Raw genomic sequence first — 19,992 nt, 5'->3', positions numbered from 1 at the left:
AAACGGCCCATTGCGGCGAGGGCCGATCAGCCCTTCGAGCGAAGAACGGACTGAGGCCTCGAATTTCTCGCCGACTCTTCCAGCCGCTCTCTCTCCTCGACGACGGCGGGACCAGGCTCGATCACCGTGCATCCCTTTATGCGTTGAAGATCCGTCAGGGCATCCAGCCGCCGCCGCTCGTCGGCCAATTGCTTGGGTGCATCGAGCGGGAACCTGTCGGAGTCATAGCCGGCGAGCGGTCCGGCCGCGAGCCAGTATTCGAGGCGCGCGGCGCGCCTGACTGAAAAGCGGAACGATCCCGCGATCGCACTGCAGGACATGGACTCGTCAACGGGCAGTATCATGTAGGGCGGCGGCGGCTCGATCATGTAAGGCTGATCGGTCACGCAGCCGGCCAAGAAAAGCGGCAATGCCCAAATCCGTCCCATCCAGAGGACTGTGCCCGGGAAACGCATTACGGCGTCACCAGGCGGTGGACCGTATTGTAGGGCGCGCGCTGACGAGTCGTGGCGTGCGGCATATAGACGTTCATCTTGCGCCGATACTCTTCGGTCACCAACCGACTTTCCGTGCCATCGCGAACAACCTTCGGCGTGATCAGTATGACGAGCTCGGTCTTCTGTACGGCGTCCTTTCTGTTTGCGAATACCGCGCCGAGGCCAGGGATATCTCCCAGGATCGGCAACTGATTACTGCTTTTGTTCGCACTGTCCTGAATCATTCCGCCGAGCGCCAAGACCTCTCCGTCACTCACGACGACCGTTGTCTTAACTCGTCGCTGCTGAATGGTGGGAGAGTCGATGTTAGAAGTCGTCGTCTTGACGACACTGCTGACTTCCTGTTCGATGTCGAGTTGTACGCGCCCGCTCTCGTTGATGCGTGGCGTCACCGCGAGAATTACGCCGGTATCCTGCATCGTGATGGAGTTGACGATCGCCGTCTGCGCAGTGACCGTGCTTGTCGCCGTCTGCGTCGTGATCGGAACTTGGTCACCGATCTGAAGGCGAGCCGTCTTGTTGTCGAGCACCATGAGCGACGGCGTTGAGATGATATTGACATGGGTTAGAGCGTTGAGCGCGCTCAAGGTGGCAGCTATGTTCGCTGTATTGACTGCATAATTAAAGCCGGGGAACGAAGCTGCCACGCCGCCGGTTAGAGCGTTAGTGAATGCTGCGGTCGGTGTGCCGTTCTTGGCAAACTGCCACTGCAGCCCGAACTGAAGATCGTCATTGAGCGACACCTCGGCAATCACTGCCTCGATCAAAACCTGGCTGGCCACTACGTCGAGTCCCTGCACGACTCGCAGTACCCGCTGATAGTCGCGATCATTTGCCATGATCAGCAGAGAGTTTTTGGTATCGTCGGCTACAATCTTCATCATCGGCTCGGCGTTCGATGCAGAGCTATTGTCGGCCATATCGGTAGGCTGGCCGTCGAAGTCGGCGTTGGGAGAACGCGATGCTCCGAGCGGATCGCCCGCCTTCCCCAACCCTGCTTGCAGGCCGGCGTCCGAGCCACCGATGCCGTTCGTCTGGGATCTCGGCTGTTCGCTCCCGAAGGAGACCTGTCTGGATTTCGGTGAGACGTTGCGGCTCGTCGGGCGCACCACTTTCATCTCCTGCGAAAACATAGACTGGAGAATTCCGGCAAGTTCCCCCGCCGTTCGGTTCTGGACCTGATAGACATGCAATTGCGGCTCCGTTCCGGCCGCGCGAGCATCGAGGCGCCTGATCCAGGATTGCGCGCGCGGCAGGTAGCTCGGGTTGGACGCCACGACGAGAATTGCACCGAGCCTGGTGTTGGCGATGAACCGCACCCTGCCCTTCAGAGGACCTTCCTTCTCTGTAGTAAATACGGCCTTCAGCTCATCCACCATTTTCTCGGGTTGGGCAGCCTTAACGGGCACGACGGCAAAGGACATGCCCTTCATGACATCGACATCGAAGATGGAAACCGAGTCGAGCATGCTGTCGATTTCGGCCTGCGAGCCCTTTAGTGCGATGATGTTTCGTGCATCGTCGGCCTGCACGATGGCTCCCTTCGGCACCATTGGCTCAAGCACACGCGCGACTTCTGTGGCGGCGACATATTTGAGCTGCACGATGCGGACGCCATTCCCGGTGACGGCATTGTTCGTAGCATCGCGGACTGAGACCGCTCCCGTCGCCGCCTGGTCCGCCGGGGCGATCCGGTAAATGCCGCGGTTCTGCACCAGCACGGCGCCGATAGGCGCAATGGCGGTCTGGAACAGCTCGACGGCTTCCGCCTTGGAGACGGGGTGACTGGTCTGGACCGAAACGACGCCGTCCACCCGCGGATCGACCACATAATTGACCCCAACCAGATCGCCCAACACGGTCTTTGCCGCCTGCTGCAGGGGGACGTTTGCCAGATTAAGGACCACGTTGCCGTTGGCGGCCGTGGGGGTCGACTTGGCCGCGGCCGAGCCGATCATCCGGCCGTCACCTCCCTCCACGATGGCGACCGCCTTGGACGATTGGGACGGAAGCGCAATAGCTCCGGTGGGCATCAGATCCTGTGCGTTTGCCTCAAGAGATACTGGCTGACCGGAGAGCCTAGGCCGTTCGCTCAGGGTTGGACTGACGATTCCCGGGGCGCCACAGCCAGCGACGAGGCTCGCGAGCAGGCAAACCACAGAACCCGTAATTGGGCCACGAGACATCGGCAAAAATTGCTCCGAACAGGGAAAAGCGCGCGCGGGAATTCGAGCGTAAAGAATAGGTAAATCATCATGGTTAACCCATCGTAAAAGGGGCTCGCAGGGCCAAGGCAATGCCAGGATGCGAGCGTGGGGCGGCTGAGACCCTCCCCGACGCCTCTGCTGTCGGCGTCTGGGCGACTACCACTTCGGGCGCGGTCGGTATTTCTAAAGCACCTATGACAGCCGCCAGGACCAGCGTTCGATTTACCTGGGCTGGCAGCTCTGGCGGCAGACCTGTGCCTGGCTGTCACACGTTGCGAAGCACGGGGCACCAAGGGTGGTCGGGCAGACACGCTTGCATGCCGCGTTCTGGTTATCGCAGTTAACTATGCAGGCCTGACTGGTTGCGTCGGCAAACCGGAGCTTCGACCGGCTATGATTTTCACTCGACGCTTGCGCCAGCCCAGGCAACGAGAGGCAGGTGATCAGGGCCAAAACAACTCTCACGAAGGCCTCCTGGCTTACGGATACATTGCAGCGTCAAATTACCAGAGGTGCGATGCGACCATATTATACTTCAGATCAGGAAGTCGTCGATCGAGCGGCCGGTTCGTAGTGCGGCGGCGAGCCATTTGGGCTGCTTGCCCCGGCCCGACCATGTTTCATAAGGGGCGTTCACATTGCGATATTTGGGGTGAACCTGAGGGTAAGGGCGACGCTGGCGTTCCGCCGGAGCCGCTGGCGGATTGACGGCCTCGTTTTCACGGCGAAGCTGCGCCAAGCGCTTCTCCAACGCACGTTTCTCGGCGTTCAACCGAACCGACAAAAGCTGATTCAGCTCTTCGTGTAGTTGCCAGAGCTCATCCAGCGACAGGGTTTCCAGGTTGAGTTTTTTCATCCGTCCATCATATCGTCGCAGCCCAGCTGTACGATCACAGCACGCTGTGATTCGACGTGCTGAATATTGTTCCAATTTTCTTGTATTTTCCAACCGTGATTTATTTGCGACCAAAAATCGCTGCACGGCCTCGGCTCAGCAGGCGCTAAGCCTCTATAATAAAAGATGATATTTTAGTCTGGCTTTGCGACAAAGATTCAACCGTCTGGGTGTAAACCGCCTTTAATTCTCGCCTTAGTAGGCATTTCGCTTTCGCGCGACCTCAAAGAAGGTCTTGATGAGAATCTGGACGTCGAGCCAAAGGCTCCAATTATTGACATACCAAAGGTCAAGTTTGACGCGTTCAGCAATGTCCTCCACCGTGGGCGTCGCGCCTCGGGAGCCGTTGCACTGCGCCCAGCCCGTCAGTCCCGGCTTCACATGATGCCGGAACGCGTAATCTTCGAGAATCTTCTCGAAATAACTGTCATGAGCGAGAGCGTGAGGTCGGGGACCGATCAGCGACATCTCGCCGCTTAAAACGTTGAGCAATTGCGGCAGCTCATCGATGCTCGCCGCACGAAGGAAGCGCCCAATTGACGTTACGCGCGGATCTTGTCGCGTCGCTTGCACGACCACGGGCCCATCTTCCTGCACTTTCATAGTGCGGAATTTCAGCATTACAAATTCCTTGCCGTTGAAGCCTCTGCGACGTTGACGAAAAATAACCGGCCCGGCGCTATCCAGCTTGATAGCAATTGCGGTGAGGACGAAAATTGGAAGCAGCGCAGCCAGCGCCGGCGCCGCGACCAGAATGTCCATTGCACGCTTGACGACCCGTTCGACCGCGCTGAGCGGAGCGCGCTGAATTTCGATTGCAAGTACTCGCTGACGCGCCGACGACACAAAATTGGATAGGGATCGGACGTGTGAGTCCGGCAGCAATCGCGAGGAAACGGGCAGGTTTTTGACCTTCTCGCGGGCAAATTCAATTCTCGCAGTGTCGTTCCAGGGAAGCACTAAAAGCACTTCCCGGCAATTATTGCGGCGAACGAAAGCCCGGATCTGTTCAAATACACCTTCGTCGTCAGCCAAACGAGACTCGGGATCGACCTGCCCACTCAGCCGAAATTCCTTGACGTCCGTGGCCCCAAACAACGCGAGGCGGTCCCTTGGGGCGAGAGCAGCCATTTCGGTCTGATCTCCGACGAGCACCGCATCCCTGCGTCTAATCCCGCCCTTGGCAACAGCGGAAGCCAACTTCGCCTTGGTCGCCTTGCGAACAGCGAGGAGACCTATGGGTGTGACGAGGTAAAAGGCGAAAAAAGCACCACGCGAATAATCGCCACCAATCTTCAGCAGAAATGCAAAGAAGGCCAGCAATATCCCGGTACTAAACCAGCAGACAAGGATTTCCGTGATCTCGACCCCAGGCTTAGCGCTATCCGGCAGGTCATAGTAACCGACCCCGCTCATACGCAGGATATAGATAAACGCGGCCATCAGACCCACCGCGCAACATGGCAGAAGGTTCGGTACGGGGCTGCCCGCGAAGAGGTGATAGAAGATACCGCCGCTGATACTCGCTAAAACGATCACGAGGGCATCGGAAGTCGACAGGATATAGGGAATGGTGTCCGACGACCAAATTGTTCCCCTTTGGCCATACGCTTGGTCGACCCGACGCGTCTTATCGCGAATATCCGACCCAATCGACATAAATTTCACCAAATCGCTAAAGAGAAAATTAATCGGAGGATCAATCATAAAATCCAGCTTCTGACAAATGCTCCAATAAGTTTTCGTTAACGTTTTTAAGCTTAGGCTGCTTGTGTGTGCGACGCAATAAGATTTGGCACCGATTTTTGCCGTGAGGAACAGTCGACGCGGCGTGCCTCTGCCTTTAAGGGTTGCATGCGAGGCGCACCTTCTTGGCCGCTAAACGTTCCCGTCCTGCCCTTGCCGATGTCGTCGACGTTGTGCCGCCATGCACGTTCGCTGCCTAGTGGCACAAGCCTTCGACAAATAGGTAACGTCTTGCTGTGGCGAGCTGCACGCCTGGATTGACGCCCCTCCTCCCGCCGGCCAAAATCTCCTCAAGCTCCCGTCATCTGCGAAGCAGATTGGTCTGCGAACTCCACTATCCGTGTCCAGCACTCAGTCCAGCCCCGGGCAACTGCAGGCCATTGAGGCGTCTTCCAGGACCGGCGCTGCAATTGCGCTCGCCATCACACGCGGACTATAATTCAGCCGAACCCGTCCTTGCTCGGGAGGCTCTGGAGATTTCAAGTGGTCTATCGGGAAGCGCCGAGATCGTTCGTCGTGACTTTTCTATTCACAGCAAGACGACTACTCGGAGTTGCGACTTTCGTTCTTGCCCTTACGTTGCTTGCTCCCAAGCTTTTTCTTTTTTTCGACAACCCAAAAAGTGCCAGCTTCTCCGCCACATTGCTGGACGCGCGTGAAATCATTCTCAAGAAGGCCGCACCGCTCCTTCATCGCTACATACCCACGAACATCGCTGGTGCGGATCGCTCTGACTGGATTCTGATCGGGCTCGCGATCCTCTTCACCTTCGTGGTCGGGTCTCTGGCTCAGAGGAGCCAACAATCGGTCAACCGACGCGTCCTCAGGGCCTCTGCACAGGAGTGGCGCAAGAAAGAGGGCGTCAAACCCGGCTCCGTGCTCGACAAGCAACTGGAAAGCACACTGAGGGTTGCGGAGAGCGACAACGCGGTGAACCGGCAGGATCTTCTGCGCGTGTTCGCCGAGACCAAGAAGAAGCTCGACTCATTCGGACGGGAAGTTGCTTTTCTGGCGGTTGACGTCGTCGGATCGACTCACATGAAGACTGGCGAGGACCCGGCTTCCGTTCAGTACGACTTCGCCGAGTACAGAAAGCTCGTGGAGCGCATATTTCGGGCGCGGGGCGTGTTGAAGACCGCCTGGACCCCCGACGGCGTCATGGCCTGTTTTGCTCACGTCGAGGATGCGTGCCAGGCCGGCAAGGATGTGATCAAAAGCCTCAAGGGATTTAACCGCGACGTCAAGATTTCGAAAGCCGACTTCTCCGTACGGTGCGGCGTCAATGCGGGCCTCGTCTATTTCGACGACTCGACCCCATTGGAGACCATTTCCGACCGTGTCATCGATGTGGCAGGCCATATGCAGAAACACGCCGAACCCAACACCGTTCTCATCGCCCGAAAAGTCATCGAACCCTTACGCCAACTGGAAGAATTCACACACACGAGCCAGGTCATCGATGGATACGAGGCCAGCGTATGGCGCGATCCGGGGACCTTGTAGCTCCCGACCTTGGCGGCAACTGCTCAAGCCGCGTCCGGGTTATTTCCGAGCGACTATTTACCCTGTATTGCCAATGCTTTGGATTTCGCACAATATTGCCCAAACATCGTTTGTCTGGAACTTGGGCTCCGTTTAATCTGGTTCCCCTGAATACCGACAGATAATTTGGCTTTGCGCGTCATATCGACTGCGCTGGCACGTCGATTTGGGGTTTCGGACATGCATCACCCGCATCGGGACGAGTTTTCCCAATCTATTCCTGTTCGAACCTTTCTCGTTGTGATCGGCACCCGCCCGGAGGTGATCAAGCTGGCACCGCTCATTCGGCGCCTGCGCAGCACGGGTTGGGCCAACGTCAAGATCGTAACCAGCGGTCAACAGAGCGATCTGCTCGACCAGACACTGGCAGAATTCGGCCTTGCACCTGACATTGCAATTCGTCATCGAGGAACGTCCCATAGCCCGGCCCAGACGGCGAGCCGTCTTCTCAGCAAACTGGACAGCATTCTCGAGAACGAGCCGCCGGACTGCGTCATTGCGCAGGGAGACACGACCACGGCATATGCGGCCTCGGTCGGCGCATTTTACCGAAAGACGCCCTTCATTCACATCGAAGCTGGATTACGCACGCCGGAGCTCGACACGCCTTTCCCCGAGGAATTCCATCGTCGAGCGATCGCCGTTTCAACCGCGCTCCATTTCGCCCCCACGTCGGCTGCGGCTCAAAACCTGATCGGCGAAAACGTCCCGAAAGACAAGGTCTTCGTGTCCGGCAACACCGTCATCGACTCGCTGCTGGAGATCGCTGCCACCAAGCCACCCCCTCCGCCGGAATTCCAGGCGAGGCGGACGATACTGTTGACCGCACATCGCCGAGAGAATTTCGGCAGTAGATTGCGCGACGCTCTCACCGCGGTGAAAGCTTTTGTCGATCTTACTCCCGATGTCGGCGTGTACTTCCCCGTCCACCCGAATCCGAATGCCCGCGAGGCGGCCATGGAGATTCTAGCCGGACACCCGAGAATCCATCTCGTGGGGCCCTTAAACTACCGGACCATGGTCGCGGCAATCCAGAATGCCTGGTGCGTGGTGACTGATAGCGGGGGATTGCAGGAAGAGGCTCCGGCACTCGCCAAACCGGTCCTGGTCCTGCGTGACGTCACAGAGCGTCCGGAAGCAGTCGCCTCCGGTGTTGTGGAGCTCGTGGGAACGTCTCGCGAAGCCGTCTTCAGGTCGCTTTACGACCTTCACAAGTCGCCGTCAAAATACGCGAGGATGGCGCGCTCCGTTTTCCCGTACGGCGACGGGCACGCCAGCCGCCGCATCATAGATGTCATCTACCGGCATTTCGTGACCTGCCGAGATCAGACTTTAGCGACGCTCGTTCCACTTCAACATGCACCCTGACCCATGGCTGAACTGACCGCCTACCTCGCCGGATATATTTATTCGGTTGAGATCATGATGCTCGTGGCGGGCGTCATCATTGCCATATCCAGCTTTGACGATCTCGTGGTCGATGTCCTGTTCTGGAGCGGGAGGCTGTTCGGCATTGCGCGGACCAGGGATCTACCAGATGTCGAGCTTCTCGAGCAGCTGCCCGAGCGACCAATCGCGATCATGATCCCGTGCTGGAAGGAGCACGACGTGATCTTTTCGATGCTGTCTTCGAATTCCCGGCTCCTTCGCTATCGACAGGCCCACTATTTCGTCGGAGTCTACCTCAACGATCCCCAGACTCAGGACGAAATACGAAAGGCCCAGACCCTCTATCCAAACATACATATGGTTCTGGTGCCCCGGGACGGTCCGACCAGCAAGGCGGATTGCCTGAACCAAATCGTTTCCGACATTTTCATGTTCGAGGCAGAGCAATCTCTTCAATTTGCCGGGGTCGTCATGCACGATTCCGAGGATCTTATTCATCCCCTCGAGCTGAAGCTCTTCAACAAGCTTGTCGAACTCTACGACTTCGTTCAGTTGCCGGTCTATTCGTTCTCTCGTCCCGTTCTCTCCATGATCGGGGGGATTTACATGGACGAGTTTGCGGAAATGCACACTAAGGATCTCGAGGTCCGCCAGCGCATCTCCGGCGTCATTCCCTGCGCTGGCGTCTCAGCCTGCTTCGGCCGTGAAGCGATGCTTCATCTCGTCGACCAAAATCTAGGCGAAGCATTCCGCGTTGCCTCCTTCACGGAGGACTACGATATCGCCTTTCGCGTCTCCGAGTTGGGCTTCAAGTCCGCGTTCATTTCTTATCCGGCGAAGTACGCCATCGACATCGATATAGACACCGGAAATCCCGGCATCCTCCACCGGCGTCTTCCGATCGCAACGCGTGAATTCTTTCCCTCGAAGCTAGAAGAAGCCTACCGACAGCGCGCACGATGGCTACTCGGGATCGTCTTTCAGGGAACCGAAGAAATCGGCTGGAAGGGCAAGTTCGGCACGAAGTATTTTTTGGCACGCGACCGAAAGGGCGTCCTTACCAGTCCGGCAGTTATGCTTGCCTATTTCGCGATGGCCAATTTGGCTTTGTTCGAGACATTCCGTTGGTATCTCGACCCCAATTCGGCGCTCACCTACGTGCTTTTGTCTTCCAGCTGGGCGAAGACGTTATTCTGGGTGACGTTCGGGTTTCTGATCTGGCGCCTGCTCAACCGCATGATCTTCACCGGGATGATTTACAATCTGCGCCACGCGCTTATGTCGGCGCCGAGGCTGATTGTCGGAAATTTCGTCAATTTCTTTGCCACGTGGCGAGCCGTTCGCGTTTATACCAGCCACCGCTTTTCAGGCAGGCCTCTTGTGTGGGATAAGACCTCGCACTCTTATCCCATCAAAATGGGTGAGCTGGAGCTACCTGTTTCCGAGAATGAGCTGCCTGGCGGCGCAAGCGCGTCCTAACCGTATTGAAGCGCGGGACGATCGGCCGGGATCGGGCGCGTCTGCTGGCTGGGCCCAAGCACCATCCGGCAGATCGAGCGCAGCGCAAACGATGCGATGCCAAGCCCAATGGCCGCAATCTGCACTTCAGGGTGAAGGACGACCGCAACAAGCATGGCCCAACCCAGCGCGATGGCACAGACGTCGATAAACTTCTGTCCACGCGCCTTGTGTGCAGTCAAAAGACCTCGGTCAAACGCTGAGGCGATTGCCGCAAGCCCATCGACAGCATCCCGGCTCGGAAGCGCGGCGAAGTTCGTCGGATTTAAGCAGTTTGCAGTAGACATTAACGCCCCCGGTCGTCAGCCTCTTGCTGGCTCCATGGGGCTTTTGACATTAGAGCTCTTACGTGCGGCTCAAACCAATCAATAGAGTTTTACGGACCTTCGAGATTGGGCACTGGCATCCGAGCGCTTTCGGCAACAGGGATAACGCACACTTAAACACCAAATTCGACATAACCATTCTGCCCCTGCTCTCACGAAAATTTCGAGCAGGACTATGATCAAACGCCGATGACATCGACCCGTTCCGCGCGAGTGACAACTTCGCCACTTCGGCGCGGCGGCTTGCATGAGAAGAGGCCGCTCGGGTCCGGGGTAATTAGTTTCATTTCCCTCGAATACAACCATTGGCCGTGCAGCCTTCGCTGCGCTGCCAACCGGCTTTGACAGAGAGCACAGGCTGTCACGAAAGCAGCCACTGCATGAGCGCACGATGATGGTGCAAACATGTCAGACCCGCGGCTAAACAATAGCGGGCGGTTGGAATGTGGCGAGAATGAAGACGTTTAGCTGGACTGATCACAAACTGTGCTTATTCAGACGCGTGTGTAGTTGCCAGAAGGTCACAAAACCGCGCGTTTGCTTTCGATAAAACTTGATGAGAGTGACTCGACGAGGGGAAGCTTGCTACGTTCGAGCACAATGAAATGTTGGCGTGAGGTTGTGGTGGTCAGTAAGACAATAAAATCATCGGCTGAGATCAGCGTTTATCGATTGGTTGCGATGATCTTCGTCCTTACGATGATGACTGGCTGCGCCGGTATCATTCCGATGGACGCGCCGGATGCTGCTGCCGTTCACGAAAACGCTGCGATCGTGACGGAGCCGTCGGTACCGCTCCACTATGTACTGATGCCCATCAATCCGGCGGTTCTCAGTGCTTCAAATGCAATCACCACCGCAACCGGCATGTCGTTCGCCTCGGTGCCAGGTGGACGCTTTCGGGAAGCACCTATTAGCGTGGGCGATATTCTGACCGTCACCGTTTTCGAAGCCCAGGCCGGCGGCCTCTTTATTCCGGGCGAAGCCGGGGTCAGGTCTGGCAATTTTGTCGATATCCCGCGACAGCAGGTCGATCAATCCGGCAGCATCAACATCCCCTACGCCGGCTCGATCAAAGTCGCGGGCCAAACACCGCGCGCGGTGGGCAATATCATCCGCGAGCGCCTCAAGGAGCGCGCTATCGAGCCGCAAGTCGTGGTCGCGGTTGCAGAACAACGCGGCAATCAGGTCAGTGTGCTCGGCGAGGTCAACTCTCCATCGCGTTTCCCAATCGACCCCGGCGGGCTGCATTTGCTCGCGGCCATCGCAAGGGCCGGTGGCCCGAAGTTTCCAGATTACGAAGTCACTGTCACGTTGAAGCGCGGCAGCCGAACTTACACGCAGTACGTTTCGAGCGTTGTCCAACGGCCTTCGGAGGACGTGCTGCTGTCGCCGGGCGATGTCGTCTTCCTGACGCGAGTGCCTCGCGTGTTCATGGCATTCGGATCCACGCCTTCGCCGGGCTCGATTGGCGGCACGAATAATCGTCGCTTCACCTTCGAGAATGCAGAGATGTCGCTAGCCGAAGCCTTGGCCAAAGCCGGTGGTCTCGATGGCAACCGCGCCAATTCCAAATCGGTCTTCGTCTACCGGTTCGAGCCCAAGAGATTGATGGAAAGCGTTGGACTGAACGTGTCCGGATTCCCGACGATCCAGGTCCCTGCGGTCTACAAATTCGACATGAGCAAGCCTGATGGCTGGTTCCAGGCAGATTCGTTCAGGATGCGGGATCACGACGTCATTTCGGTAGCGGAGTCACCGTCAACTGAGTTTATCAAGCTCATGGCCCCTTTGGACGCGGCCACCACCAACGCGGCCAATATCAATTCCATCGTGACCTCAAGGTAGTTAATCTGCTCATCAAACGGGAGCCAGCGCGACACGCGTCAAGAGCGTCCCAGCTGTCGATCTTCCTTGGGCATGTCTCCTCCGCGCAAAAGACCTGAGGGCGCCGACGCCCCCACGTGTTGCCGGCGTATGCTGCCGTCGTTCAAAACGGTTAGGATTAACAGCAAATTGAAGTATTCGCTTCAGTCATTGTTAGGGCGCAAAAGTTAGGTTCTCACGGACTTTTTGTGGAGCCCCCTGACGATGTTGCTCATTGCCGGTAGTATAGCCATGGGGATACTCGTTGGTCTTCGATACCGGGTGTTCGTGCTCGTGCCGATTATTCTCGTCGGCACATTTGCAATTTGTGCAATTTCCCCTGAGCCGCTTCCGCAGGCCTTGGTATCTACTTTGACTTTCGCCCTACTGCTGCAAATCAGTTATGTCGGAGGGGCGCTGTTGAAATTTGCCGCCGGCGGCGGAGTGACCGCTGTTGTCCCCGGCGAGCTGAGCCGCATACGACCACGCTAGAGCTTGCCGCTGTCTGGAGAGCCCATGGCAAGCTTTACTTGCGCGAGGTGGGACCAAGCTGAGGCCGAAAGTCCGGAAAACGGCTCTGCACGGCAGCTTTAATGAACCTGAAATGGCCAATTGCCGTCCTGAGCTCCTCTAGTCGCCTCTGTCCGTTGACGATCTCGATATCGAACAGATCGTGATGATGGCTGTCGAGCGGCTCCCTGTGCAGGTACTCGTCGTCACCGTTGCCGAGCGTTACAGCGGCCCTGGCCATGACGTCATCGACGCGGCGGCCCAGACCGGCCCGCTCACGCTCAGCTGACTGCAGAGCGTCCTCGACGGCGGCCATGATAGCTCCGACGCGATGGTGGTCGGTTTCGGTATCCCGGCCAGCCGAGCGCACGCGAAATTCGGGAACGCCAACGCGGCGAAGCAAATTCTGGCTCCGAGCCCTTAGGAAACGTTGAAACATGGGCGGCATTCTCGTTCGAGGTCGGCACCCTCAGAACATCGCCCTCCCGTGGTTAACGAAGCTTTAACGGCTAAAACTGCACCGCGTGAACCAACCAGCTTCGCCAGGCGAGATCATGCTTTTCGTAGAGTGTCAGCCACCTCTGCTCGCTGTCTTCGGCCACGGCAAGGCCAGCTTCTGCGTCCATTGCTCGCGGCTCGACCTGCCCTCGATCAAGCCCCTCAAATTCCCGTGTCTCCTCGACCGTCAGTCCAATCAGAACCCTTTTCCCAACCCCATCCACAAAATACCGTCTGGGCGCCGCGTTCCCTGAAGCGATCATGTGACATCCCTGCGTCTAATATCGAAACGCCATACGGACAACGTCACGGCGCCATCCGTACTTGAAATCATAAATCAGGCAATTGTCGCTGATCGGCCGCATGACACATCAAACAAGGCCTTGCGCAACTGAATTGCCTGCAACTTACACCGGAGTTCAATTCGAGCAAATAGGATCTACTGGCAGCGTTAAAGCCAGACCGGGCGATCATTATCTACGAGCCGCGTATGAGACTGATTTTGATAAAGGGACAACCATATCGGCCTCGCGGCGCACGCGATTCCAGCGGGTAAGGTTGAGGGGTTAGCTTAACGCCCGGTGTTTGTTGCGAAGTCTTTGGAAACCCCTATTCATCTCGACAACGGGCTGCCCCCAAGGCCCGGCCCTCCCAAGCAAGGTCGCTGAGCGAACATGGGTGCGCTTGGCGACTTTGTCTTGTGCCCGTACGAAAGGATGCCTACCAGGATGGCTCGCAGGCCTTGGTCATTCAAGGAAGACCGTCGGCTCATGGAACTTGCGAAGTCCTCCACCACGCTGGAGGACGCGGCAAAGCAACTCGGCCGATCAACCGATGCCGTCAAGCGCATGGCGCTACGGCTCGGCCTTACGCTTAAATCGAAGAGGGCCAGCAAGCGCTAGTCTGTGGCCGATACGTTTGAGATCGACAAATTCTTCGTCAAGACCATCAACTGGACGCAGCTCCCTGACGATTGTGAAGATGCTGTTGGCGCTTGCGCTGGATTTTGTTTTTGACCGTCTCCGCCAGGCTACGCGACCAAGAAGCAATCCGCGCGTTTGATTTTTCATGCTGCGTTCAGGAAAGCCAGGGCTTTTTCGGTTCGGCCGCCCCTCCCTCTCCTGCGTCCAGCGCTGCTGGCAGCGGTGTCACGCCAACATCGCCGCGTCGATCGGGTCGACGCTCTGGTGGCTTGTGCGCGCCAAATCAAATCAGACAATGCGCGTCACAAGGCCTTAACGATGTTCTCGGCTTTCGAAGCCGCCAAGCGTACGATCGGCTATGCTGCTGACATGCGTCGCAATCACTTCATTGCAGCCGGGGGAATTTGCCTCGCGCTGGTCATTTATGCCACTCTCGTACGGCTGGCGGGCAAGCCTGTTCTCGTCGGCCATGCTGAGGCATATTGGATCATCGTCATTGAGCGCTTCAGCGTGTACGCCCTTCTTGGCTTCCTTTTATCCTTCCTGCTTCCCGGAAGGTTCGCCGTTGCTAGTAGCCTGGTAACTGCAGTCGCGATCGGACTTGAGTGCGCACAGACATTGATCCCCGATTACCATTTTGGATTTCTAGATGTCCTTCAAAAGGCAACGGGAGGCGTCGTCGGCGTCATCCTCGCCCAGACGATCTTGGCATTTTTGCCCAGACCGCCCGCGTAGCCCTTCTTACTCCAACAGCTGGCAGGCGTGGAGCTTCGGAAGGGGCGTCAGCTATCTCGCCATTTGCCTGCATTTCGCCACCCGGCTGGCCGCTGTATAGGAAAAATTCGCATACCTTTCGCCGGCTCTTTATAAATTCGCTGTCTGCGCGTCGCTAAGGTCACAGTTCCTGAAACGCGCTCTGCGCGCCGAGTAGAATTGGAGCACGCTGCCCGCGTTCGTTCCCTGCCCCGCCAAGGCCGTGGAATGCGCATCAAGCACTTGTTCAATGGAGTTCAGCATAGGCCACCTGCAGGTCACGACAAGCCTAAGTATCGAATGCTGCTTCCGCGTCACCCGAACGGCGACTTCATTTGACGACACTTCTTCGCTTCCTTAAAGTTCTCCGTGCAATATGACTACCTGCGCATTGGCTACCGACGCAAGACCGAGCGCATGCGCAGCGAAAGCTGCGCCCCGTCAAGTAGGGGCAATTCTTATGGCACCCCCTGGCCGTGACCATATGGCCATCCTGGTCCGGTGGAGCACCGGCGTTGCGCAACATTTTGACTGGGGGGTTATGGCTGCTTCGAATTGGTTCAGAGCGAGAGCTAAGCGCCACGCCTGAAAGCCGCGCTGCGCGGACTGAATCCCCTTGCCATCTCTCGATGGGTGTCGCGCAGGGCAGCGACGGCCTCATCGGAATCGAATTCCGATTTCCGAATCGTCTCGATGAAGTAGATTGTCAACATGGCGTTCAGCTTGACACGGGTATGTCCATCGCGGCTTCGACGCCGATCGAGCAGCAGCTGTTGCGCCTGCAACCTGGCCTCGTCAGCACCAAATCCGCAAAGTTTCCCAAGCTCCTGATACGTCATCCAGATCTGAGGCATATTCCTTGTCCGCTTATTGTTCTGGGCCTCACACTACGTTTCTCGCCTAAAGGCCGAGTTGCCGTGCATGTTGCAACGATGTTTTGGCGATAACAGCGTCAATGCAATGCTAAGATGCGGGAGCTTTGGGCGACCTGGATTGATGGCGCGGCCCCGAGCGGCTGTCGAGCCCCTTGGGTAATTTGTCATTTGGCTTGACGACCGCGTAGCGCGCTTTCACAGCCGGCGCGTCTTCCTGGCTGTAGATCAGCGTCACCTCGAACTTCACGTCGGGTGCTTGGCGTGCCGTTCCGGAGCAGGTCGCCATCGCACCGCTGCACGTGCCCGAAAGCGCGACCTCGACCTCGTCCAGACCGAACACGGTCGGCGGACCCTCGGCATAGCGCCGCGTGGTCAGGACGGCAGTGAAGCGCTGGTCGTCGTCGAACAGATAGGAGCCGTCATAGGTGAAGAAGCTGTCGCCGCCCGAGATCCGTCCATCCGCAAGATGCACGATACCCGTGCCCTGGCCACGCGGGGTCCTGAACCAGGCCGCATATTTGCCGTCTCGCATCATGGAAAACACCCGTCGTAATAGTCACCGGTATTTGCAACCAACTCTGAGGCGCGACAATGACCGATGCGGCGAGCATGCCGCCACGGTTAACGCCCTGCAAAGCCAACCCTTCAAATTGCCACCGCAGCATGCGGCGGCACCGTCAAAAAAATTCGATGCCGTCATCCGCGGTCTCGACCGCCTCGACCCGGCGCGTGACCGCGATCGACGCCAGCCCGAGCGCCTGCAGCAATTCGCGATGAACGTCCCGCTCGCGCTCCATCGTGTAGCGCGCGAAAAGATCGTCCAGGATCGCCTGATCCTGCGGCTCAGGCTGTAGCCGCTGCGCGCCCGCGCCCGCGCTCGCAGTCTCGAGCCGCGAGGCGACCGCAGGCAAGGCTGCGGAGCTTTCGCCGAGACCGGTCATCTGGGCCTGGGCGGAATTCATCAGCCGCTCGAATTCCGCGCCTTCGTCCACGAGCCGGCTCATCAGCTTGCCGAGCCGTTCATTGCCCGCCTCGACCTCGCGCAGCGCCTGCAGAATTTGCGGCTCGAGCTTGGCCAGCTGCGTGGGGTCACCCTGCACGCGCAGCTCCCTCAGCTCGTTGGCCGAGCGCTCGATCGCGTCGAGCACGGGCCTCAGGCGCCCGGCGCCCGCGGAGACCTGGTCCGAGGTCGCCTTGAGCTCGTTGGCGATGACGACGAAGGCGCTGCCGCGGCTGCCAAGATGGCTCGCCTTGAGGCCGGCATTCATTCCGATCAGCGTGATGTCGACGGTCGCCTCGGCAAGCCCGGCGATCGCCTGGCGAAATTTCGCCAACGTGTCCTCGACGATCGCGAGCGCCTCGTCGACCGAGCGGCCCGCGCTCTCGCAGGTGGCAATCAGGGTCGATGCGTGCGCCAGCGTCTGCTTGATCCGCGTCAGGAACGACGACGCGCCGCCATCCTCGCCGCCGAACAGCGTGCGGCCATGGCCGACGACGCTGCCCGCATCGTGCAGAATGGCCGTCAGCGCGCCGACAATTTGGTCGACGTCGCTGCCGAACTCGCGCTGGGCATCCCTGAGCTGGGCCGCCTGCAACCGGCAGATCGCACGCACGCCGTCGTCGCTCGTCACAGGCGCGGGAACCAGGCTCGGACCGGATTCCGACGCAAGCCTGATGCCGTGGGACACGTGCTCGAGACGCTGACGCGTGCTGTCGCCCGCCTGCAGCGAAATGATCGCGCTGCCGACCGCCTCGGCGATCTTCCTGGTGCTGGAACTGGCGCGGTCAGCCAGATGGCTGCTCTTGCTGCGCTGGTCCCGCAATCCTGAATAGGCTGCGCCGAGTTCGGCGCTCTCCGACACCAGTCTGGCCCGGTACCGGCTTTCGAACTCCTTCTGCCGGCCGGACGCGGTGGCAACAGCCTCGGACAGGCGCTGCTGGTCCCGCGCGCAGCCTTCGATCGAGCGCTGCACGGCCTTGCCGAGATCATACGCTTCCTGGGTGAAGGCGAGAAATCCCTCGCGGTCGCCGTCGAGCGAGGCCGCCTCGATCCGCGCGCTGCGCGCGATGATGGTGATCATCCCGATATGCTTGAACAGCGGCTTGAGCAGCGTGGACGCCTCTGCCGTGCTCTTGCCGATCGTCTCCAGCAGGGCGCTCTCCGCCGGCAGCGCCTGCGCCAGCTCGCTCAGCCGCGCCGCGATCTCCTGCAGCGCGGTTGCAGCGCCCTCGATCTCGGCGCCCGAGAGCTCACCGGAAAGCGTCGCGAGGCCCTGGTTCAGCTCCTTGAAGATGAGGTGGCCGCGTCCGAGTTCGTGGCCGACGCGCGCGAAGACGTCCTCGATGCGCGAGGAGACGTCCTCGATCGCGGCGGTTGCCTCGGTGAGCGTGTTGGCCGGAACGGGCGACATGGCCATCAGCCTGCCACCGCGGCGTGCCCGGCCTGATACCAGAGCATGATCTCCCGCGGAATGTGATGCAGCGAAACCACCTTTTCGACCCCGCCATGGGCGATGGCTTCCTTGGGCATGCCGAACACCACGCAGCTCTCTTCGTCCTGCGCCCGCGTCGAGGCGCCGAGCTTGCGCATTTCCAGCATCCCGCGCGCGCCGTCGTCGCCCATGCCCGTCATGATGACGCCGAGCGCGTTGGCGCCGGCATGCTGGGCCGCCGAACGGAACAACACGTCGACGGAGGGGCGATGCCGCGACACCGGCGGCCCGTCCTTGATCGCGATCTGGTAGCGCAGACCGATGCGCTGCAGCAGCATGTGGCGCGCGCCGGGCGCAATATAGGCGCAGCCCTGCAGCACCGGCTCGCCGTCCTCGGCTTCCTTGACCCTGATCTGGCAGACGCTGTCGAGACGCCTGGCAAAGGCCGCCGTGAAGCCTGCCGGCATGTGCTGGACGATGACGATCGGCGGACAATGCGCCGGCAGCATCTCGAGGACGTCGTTGAGCGCTTCGGTCCCGCCGGTCGACGCACCGATGCAAACGATGCGCTCGGTCGTCGGCCGGACCTTGCCCTGCACCGGGGGCGGGATGATGGCATCGGCGGTCAGCTTCTTCTCGATGGCCCGGCGTTCCGCACGCGGCCGCACCCGCGCGCGCGCAGCCGACTTCACCGCCTCGCGCAGCCGCGCCGAGCATTCGAGCAGCGCCTGGCGTGTGTCGATCTTCGGCTTGGGCACGATGTCGACCGCGCCGGCCTCGAACGCCTCGAACATCACGTTCGAGCCTTCCTCGGTCAGCGAGGAGCAGATGATCACCGGGATCGGGCGCTGCGCCATGATCTTGCGCAGGAAGGTCATGCCATCCATGCGCGGCATCTCAAGGTCGAGGATCATGACATCAGGAATTTCGTCCTGGAGACGCTTCGCCGCCACGAACGGGTCCGAGGCCGTTCCCATCACCTCGATGTCGGGATCGTCGTTGAGGATCGTTTGCAGGATTTGGCGCACCGACGCCGAATCGTCCACGATCAGAACGCGAACTTTCTCCTTCGGCATGTCAGGCGGCGCTCCGGCTAGACTCTGAAAATGGTTGGTTCAACTTGCTTCAAGCCCGGCACGGCACTGTGAATCATCGACTCCGAATGCCCGACCAGGAGATAACCGCCCGGCCGTAAATGGCTGCACAATTGCTCGATTACCTTGCGCTGCGTCTCGCGCTCGAAATAGATCAGGACGTTGCGGCAGAAGATGATGTCGACGTCGCGGTCGACGGGATAGGACGTGTCCATCAGGTTCATCCGCATGAAATGCGTCATGCGCCGCAACTCCGGCACCACCCGCACCTCGCCGCGCGACCTGTCGCGCGAGGACAGGAAATATCGCTTCACGAAGGGTTCGGGCACGGGCGCGAGCACGTCGCGGGTGTAGATCGCGGTCTGGGCGAGGCGCAGCACGGCGGTCGAGATGTCGGTCCCGAGAATGCGGTACTGGAAGCGCGAGCCGTTCCGCGTCATGTCGTCCAGCACCATCGCGGTGGTGTAGGCCTCCATGCCGGTGGAGCTCGCGGAACTCCATATCTTCAGGTTGGCGTTCTTGCGTCCGTGAGACTTGAGCAATGCGGGGATCGCGACCTCGCGCATGAAGGTGAAGTGCTGCGGCTCTCGGAAGAAGTCGGTCTTGTTGGTCGTCACGACGTCGATGAGGTGCGTGAGCTCGGTGTCGAAATGATCCGGCTCGAACAGGTTCTCGACATATTCGTTGAGGTCGGAAAAGTTCAACGCGCGCACGCGCTTGTGCAGCCGCCCCTCGAGCATCAGCCGCTTGCCCTGCGGCAGCTTGATGCCAACCTGGCCTTCGATCAGTTCGGCAATGGTCCGGAAATGCCGATCCGACAGATGGACAGCCGTATCCTGCAGGGCGGGCATCATGGACGTGCGCCTCTATGGAAGAGGGACGCCTGCACTGAATGTCGGGCCATCATGGCCATCTGCAACC

The 19,992-nt window shown here is 59.1% G+C and carries 19 protein-coding genes; 7 read left to right on the top strand and 12 right to left on the bottom strand.

Annotation, left to right across the window (positions count from 1 at the left end; genetic code table 11):
- Nucleotides 1-26: 26 nt before the first annotated feature.
- The 4 genes from JQ580_RS26595 to JQ580_RS26580 form a co-directional block, all read right to left on the bottom strand.
- Nucleotides 27-455, bottom strand: coding sequence for a hypothetical protein (locus tag JQ580_RS26595; protein ID WP_212283189.1), 429 nt, complete (start codon nucleotides 453-455; stop codon nucleotides 27-29).
- Nucleotides 455-2,530 carry a type II secretion system secretin GspD gene (gspD, locus tag JQ580_RS26590; RefSeq protein ID WP_212283187.1) on the bottom strand — a complete coding sequence of 692 codons (2,076 nt, stop codon included), beginning with the start codon at nucleotides 2,528-2,530 and terminating at the stop codon, nucleotides 455-457. The genes JQ580_RS26595 and gspD overlap by 1 nt, the downstream gene beginning before the upstream one ends.
- A 709-nt stretch (nucleotides 2,531-3,239) precedes the next feature.
- Nucleotides 3,240-3,560: an H-NS histone family protein gene (locus JQ580_RS26585; RefSeq protein ID WP_212283185.1), complete on the bottom strand. Its 321-nt coding sequence runs from the start codon at nucleotides 3,558-3,560 to the stop codon at nucleotides 3,240-3,242.
- 234 nt (nucleotides 3,561-3,794) lie between these two features.
- Nucleotides 3,795-5,306 carry an undecaprenyl-phosphate glucose phosphotransferase gene (locus JQ580_RS26580; RefSeq protein WP_249134442.1) on the bottom strand — a complete coding sequence of 504 codons (1,512 nt, stop codon included), beginning with the start codon at nucleotides 5,304-5,306 and terminating at the stop codon, nucleotides 3,795-3,797.
- A 522-nt stretch (nucleotides 5,307-5,828) separates the two neighbouring features.
- Here JQ580_RS26580 and JQ580_RS34145 point away from each other — a divergent pair.
- The 3 genes from JQ580_RS34145 (at nucleotide 5,829) to JQ580_RS26565 (ending at nucleotide 9,755) form a co-directional block, all read left to right on the top strand.
- Nucleotides 5,829-6,848: an adenylate/guanylate cyclase domain-containing protein gene (locus tag JQ580_RS34145; protein ID WP_212283183.1), complete on the top strand. Its 1,020-nt coding sequence runs from the start codon at nucleotides 5,829-5,831 to the stop codon at nucleotides 6,846-6,848.
- 219 nt (nucleotides 6,849-7,067) lie between these two features.
- On the top strand, nucleotides 7,068-8,255 hold the full coding sequence (gene wecB, locus JQ580_RS26570) for a non-hydrolyzing UDP-N-acetylglucosamine 2-epimerase (protein ID WP_212283181.1): 1,188 nt from the start codon (nucleotides 7,068-7,070) through the stop codon (nucleotides 8,253-8,255).
- A gap of 3 nt (nucleotides 8,256-8,258) precedes the next feature.
- Nucleotides 8,259-9,755 carry a glycosyl transferase family protein gene (locus JQ580_RS26565; RefSeq protein ID WP_212283179.1) on the top strand — a complete coding sequence of 499 codons (1,497 nt, stop codon included), beginning with the start codon at nucleotides 8,259-8,261 and terminating at the stop codon, nucleotides 9,753-9,755.
- Here the strand turns inward: JQ580_RS26565 and JQ580_RS26560 are convergent.
- Nucleotides 9,752-10,081: a hypothetical protein gene (locus JQ580_RS26560; RefSeq protein WP_212283177.1), complete on the bottom strand. Its 330-nt coding sequence runs from the start codon at nucleotides 10,079-10,081 to the stop codon at nucleotides 9,752-9,754. The genes JQ580_RS26565 and JQ580_RS26560 overlap by 4 nt on opposite strands.
- Nucleotides 10,082-10,744: 663 nt before the next feature.
- Here JQ580_RS26560 and JQ580_RS26555 point away from each other — a divergent pair.
- Nucleotides 10,745-11,968 carry a polysaccharide biosynthesis/export family protein gene (locus JQ580_RS26555; protein ID WP_311982491.1) on the top strand — a complete coding sequence of 408 codons (1,224 nt, stop codon included), beginning with the start codon at nucleotides 10,745-10,747 and terminating at the stop codon, nucleotides 11,966-11,968.
- 243 nt (nucleotides 11,969-12,211) lie between these two features.
- A complete protein-coding gene (locus JQ580_RS26550) occupies nucleotides 12,212-12,478 on the top strand; it encodes a hypothetical protein (protein WP_212283175.1) in 267 nt (88 codons plus the stop codon).
- 34 nt (nucleotides 12,479-12,512) lie between these two features.
- On the opposite strand, the gene JQ580_RS26545 is transcribed toward JQ580_RS26550, so the two are convergent.
- Nucleotides 12,513-12,935, bottom strand: a complete 423-nt coding sequence (locus JQ580_RS26545) for a hypothetical protein (protein ID WP_212283173.1) — start codon at nucleotides 12,933-12,935, stop codon at nucleotides 12,513-12,515.
- A 70-nt stretch (nucleotides 12,936-13,005) separates the two neighbouring features.
- Nucleotides 13,006-13,257 carry a hypothetical protein gene (locus JQ580_RS26540; protein ID WP_212283171.1) on the bottom strand — a complete coding sequence of 84 codons (252 nt, stop codon included), beginning with the start codon at nucleotides 13,255-13,257 and terminating at the stop codon, nucleotides 13,006-13,008.
- Between the two features lie 507 nt (nucleotides 13,258-13,764).
- Here JQ580_RS26540 and JQ580_RS34140 point away from each other — a divergent pair.
- Nucleotides 13,765-13,896 (top strand): hypothetical protein, encoded by a 132-nt coding sequence (locus JQ580_RS34140; RefSeq protein ID WP_283813992.1) that lies wholly within the window; start codon nucleotides 13,765-13,767, stop codon nucleotides 13,894-13,896.
- A gap of 156 nt (nucleotides 13,897-14,052) precedes the next feature.
- Nucleotides 14,053-14,652, top strand: coding sequence for a hypothetical protein (locus JQ580_RS34350; protein ID WP_249134441.1), 600 nt, complete (start codon nucleotides 14,053-14,055; stop codon nucleotides 14,650-14,652).
- A gap of 590 nt (nucleotides 14,653-15,242) precedes the next feature.
- Here JQ580_RS34350 and JQ580_RS26530 read toward each other — a convergent pair.
- The 5 genes from JQ580_RS26530 to JQ580_RS26510 form a co-directional block, all read right to left on the bottom strand.
- Complete coding sequence (locus JQ580_RS26530) at nucleotides 15,243-15,524, bottom strand: hypothetical protein (RefSeq protein ID WP_212283169.1); 282 nt, start codon at nucleotides 15,522-15,524, stop codon at nucleotides 15,243-15,245.
- Nucleotides 15,525-15,633: 109 nt separating this feature from the next.
- Entirely contained in the window at nucleotides 15,634-16,080 is a 447-nt protein-coding gene (locus JQ580_RS26525) for a hypothetical protein (protein WP_212283167.1), read from the bottom strand.
- Nucleotides 16,081-16,222: 142 nt separating this feature from the next.
- Entirely contained in the window at nucleotides 16,223-17,956 is a 1,734-nt protein-coding gene (locus JQ580_RS26520; RefSeq protein ID WP_212283165.1) for a chemotaxis protein, read from the bottom strand.
- 5 nt (nucleotides 17,957-17,961) lie between these two features.
- A complete protein-coding gene (locus tag JQ580_RS26515) occupies nucleotides 17,962-19,053 on the bottom strand; it encodes a protein-glutamate methylesterase/protein-glutamine glutaminase (protein ID WP_212283163.1) in 1,092 nt (363 codons plus the stop codon).
- A 17-nt stretch (nucleotides 19,054-19,070) separates the two neighbouring features.
- A complete protein-coding gene (locus tag JQ580_RS26510; RefSeq protein ID WP_212283161.1) occupies nucleotides 19,071-19,925 on the bottom strand; it encodes a CheR family methyltransferase in 855 nt (284 codons plus the stop codon).
- Nucleotides 19,926-19,992: the final 67 nt, after the last annotated feature.

The sequence above is a fragment of the Bradyrhizobium sp. SZCCT0148 genome (genome assembly GCF_018129985.1).
GTDB classification, from domain to species: Bacteria; Pseudomonadota; Alphaproteobacteria; order Rhizobiales; family Xanthobacteraceae; genus Bradyrhizobium; species Bradyrhizobium japonicum_H.
The sequence above is the reverse complement of the archived record's forward strand: the minus strand, read 5'-3'. Positions and strand labels throughout refer to the sequence as shown.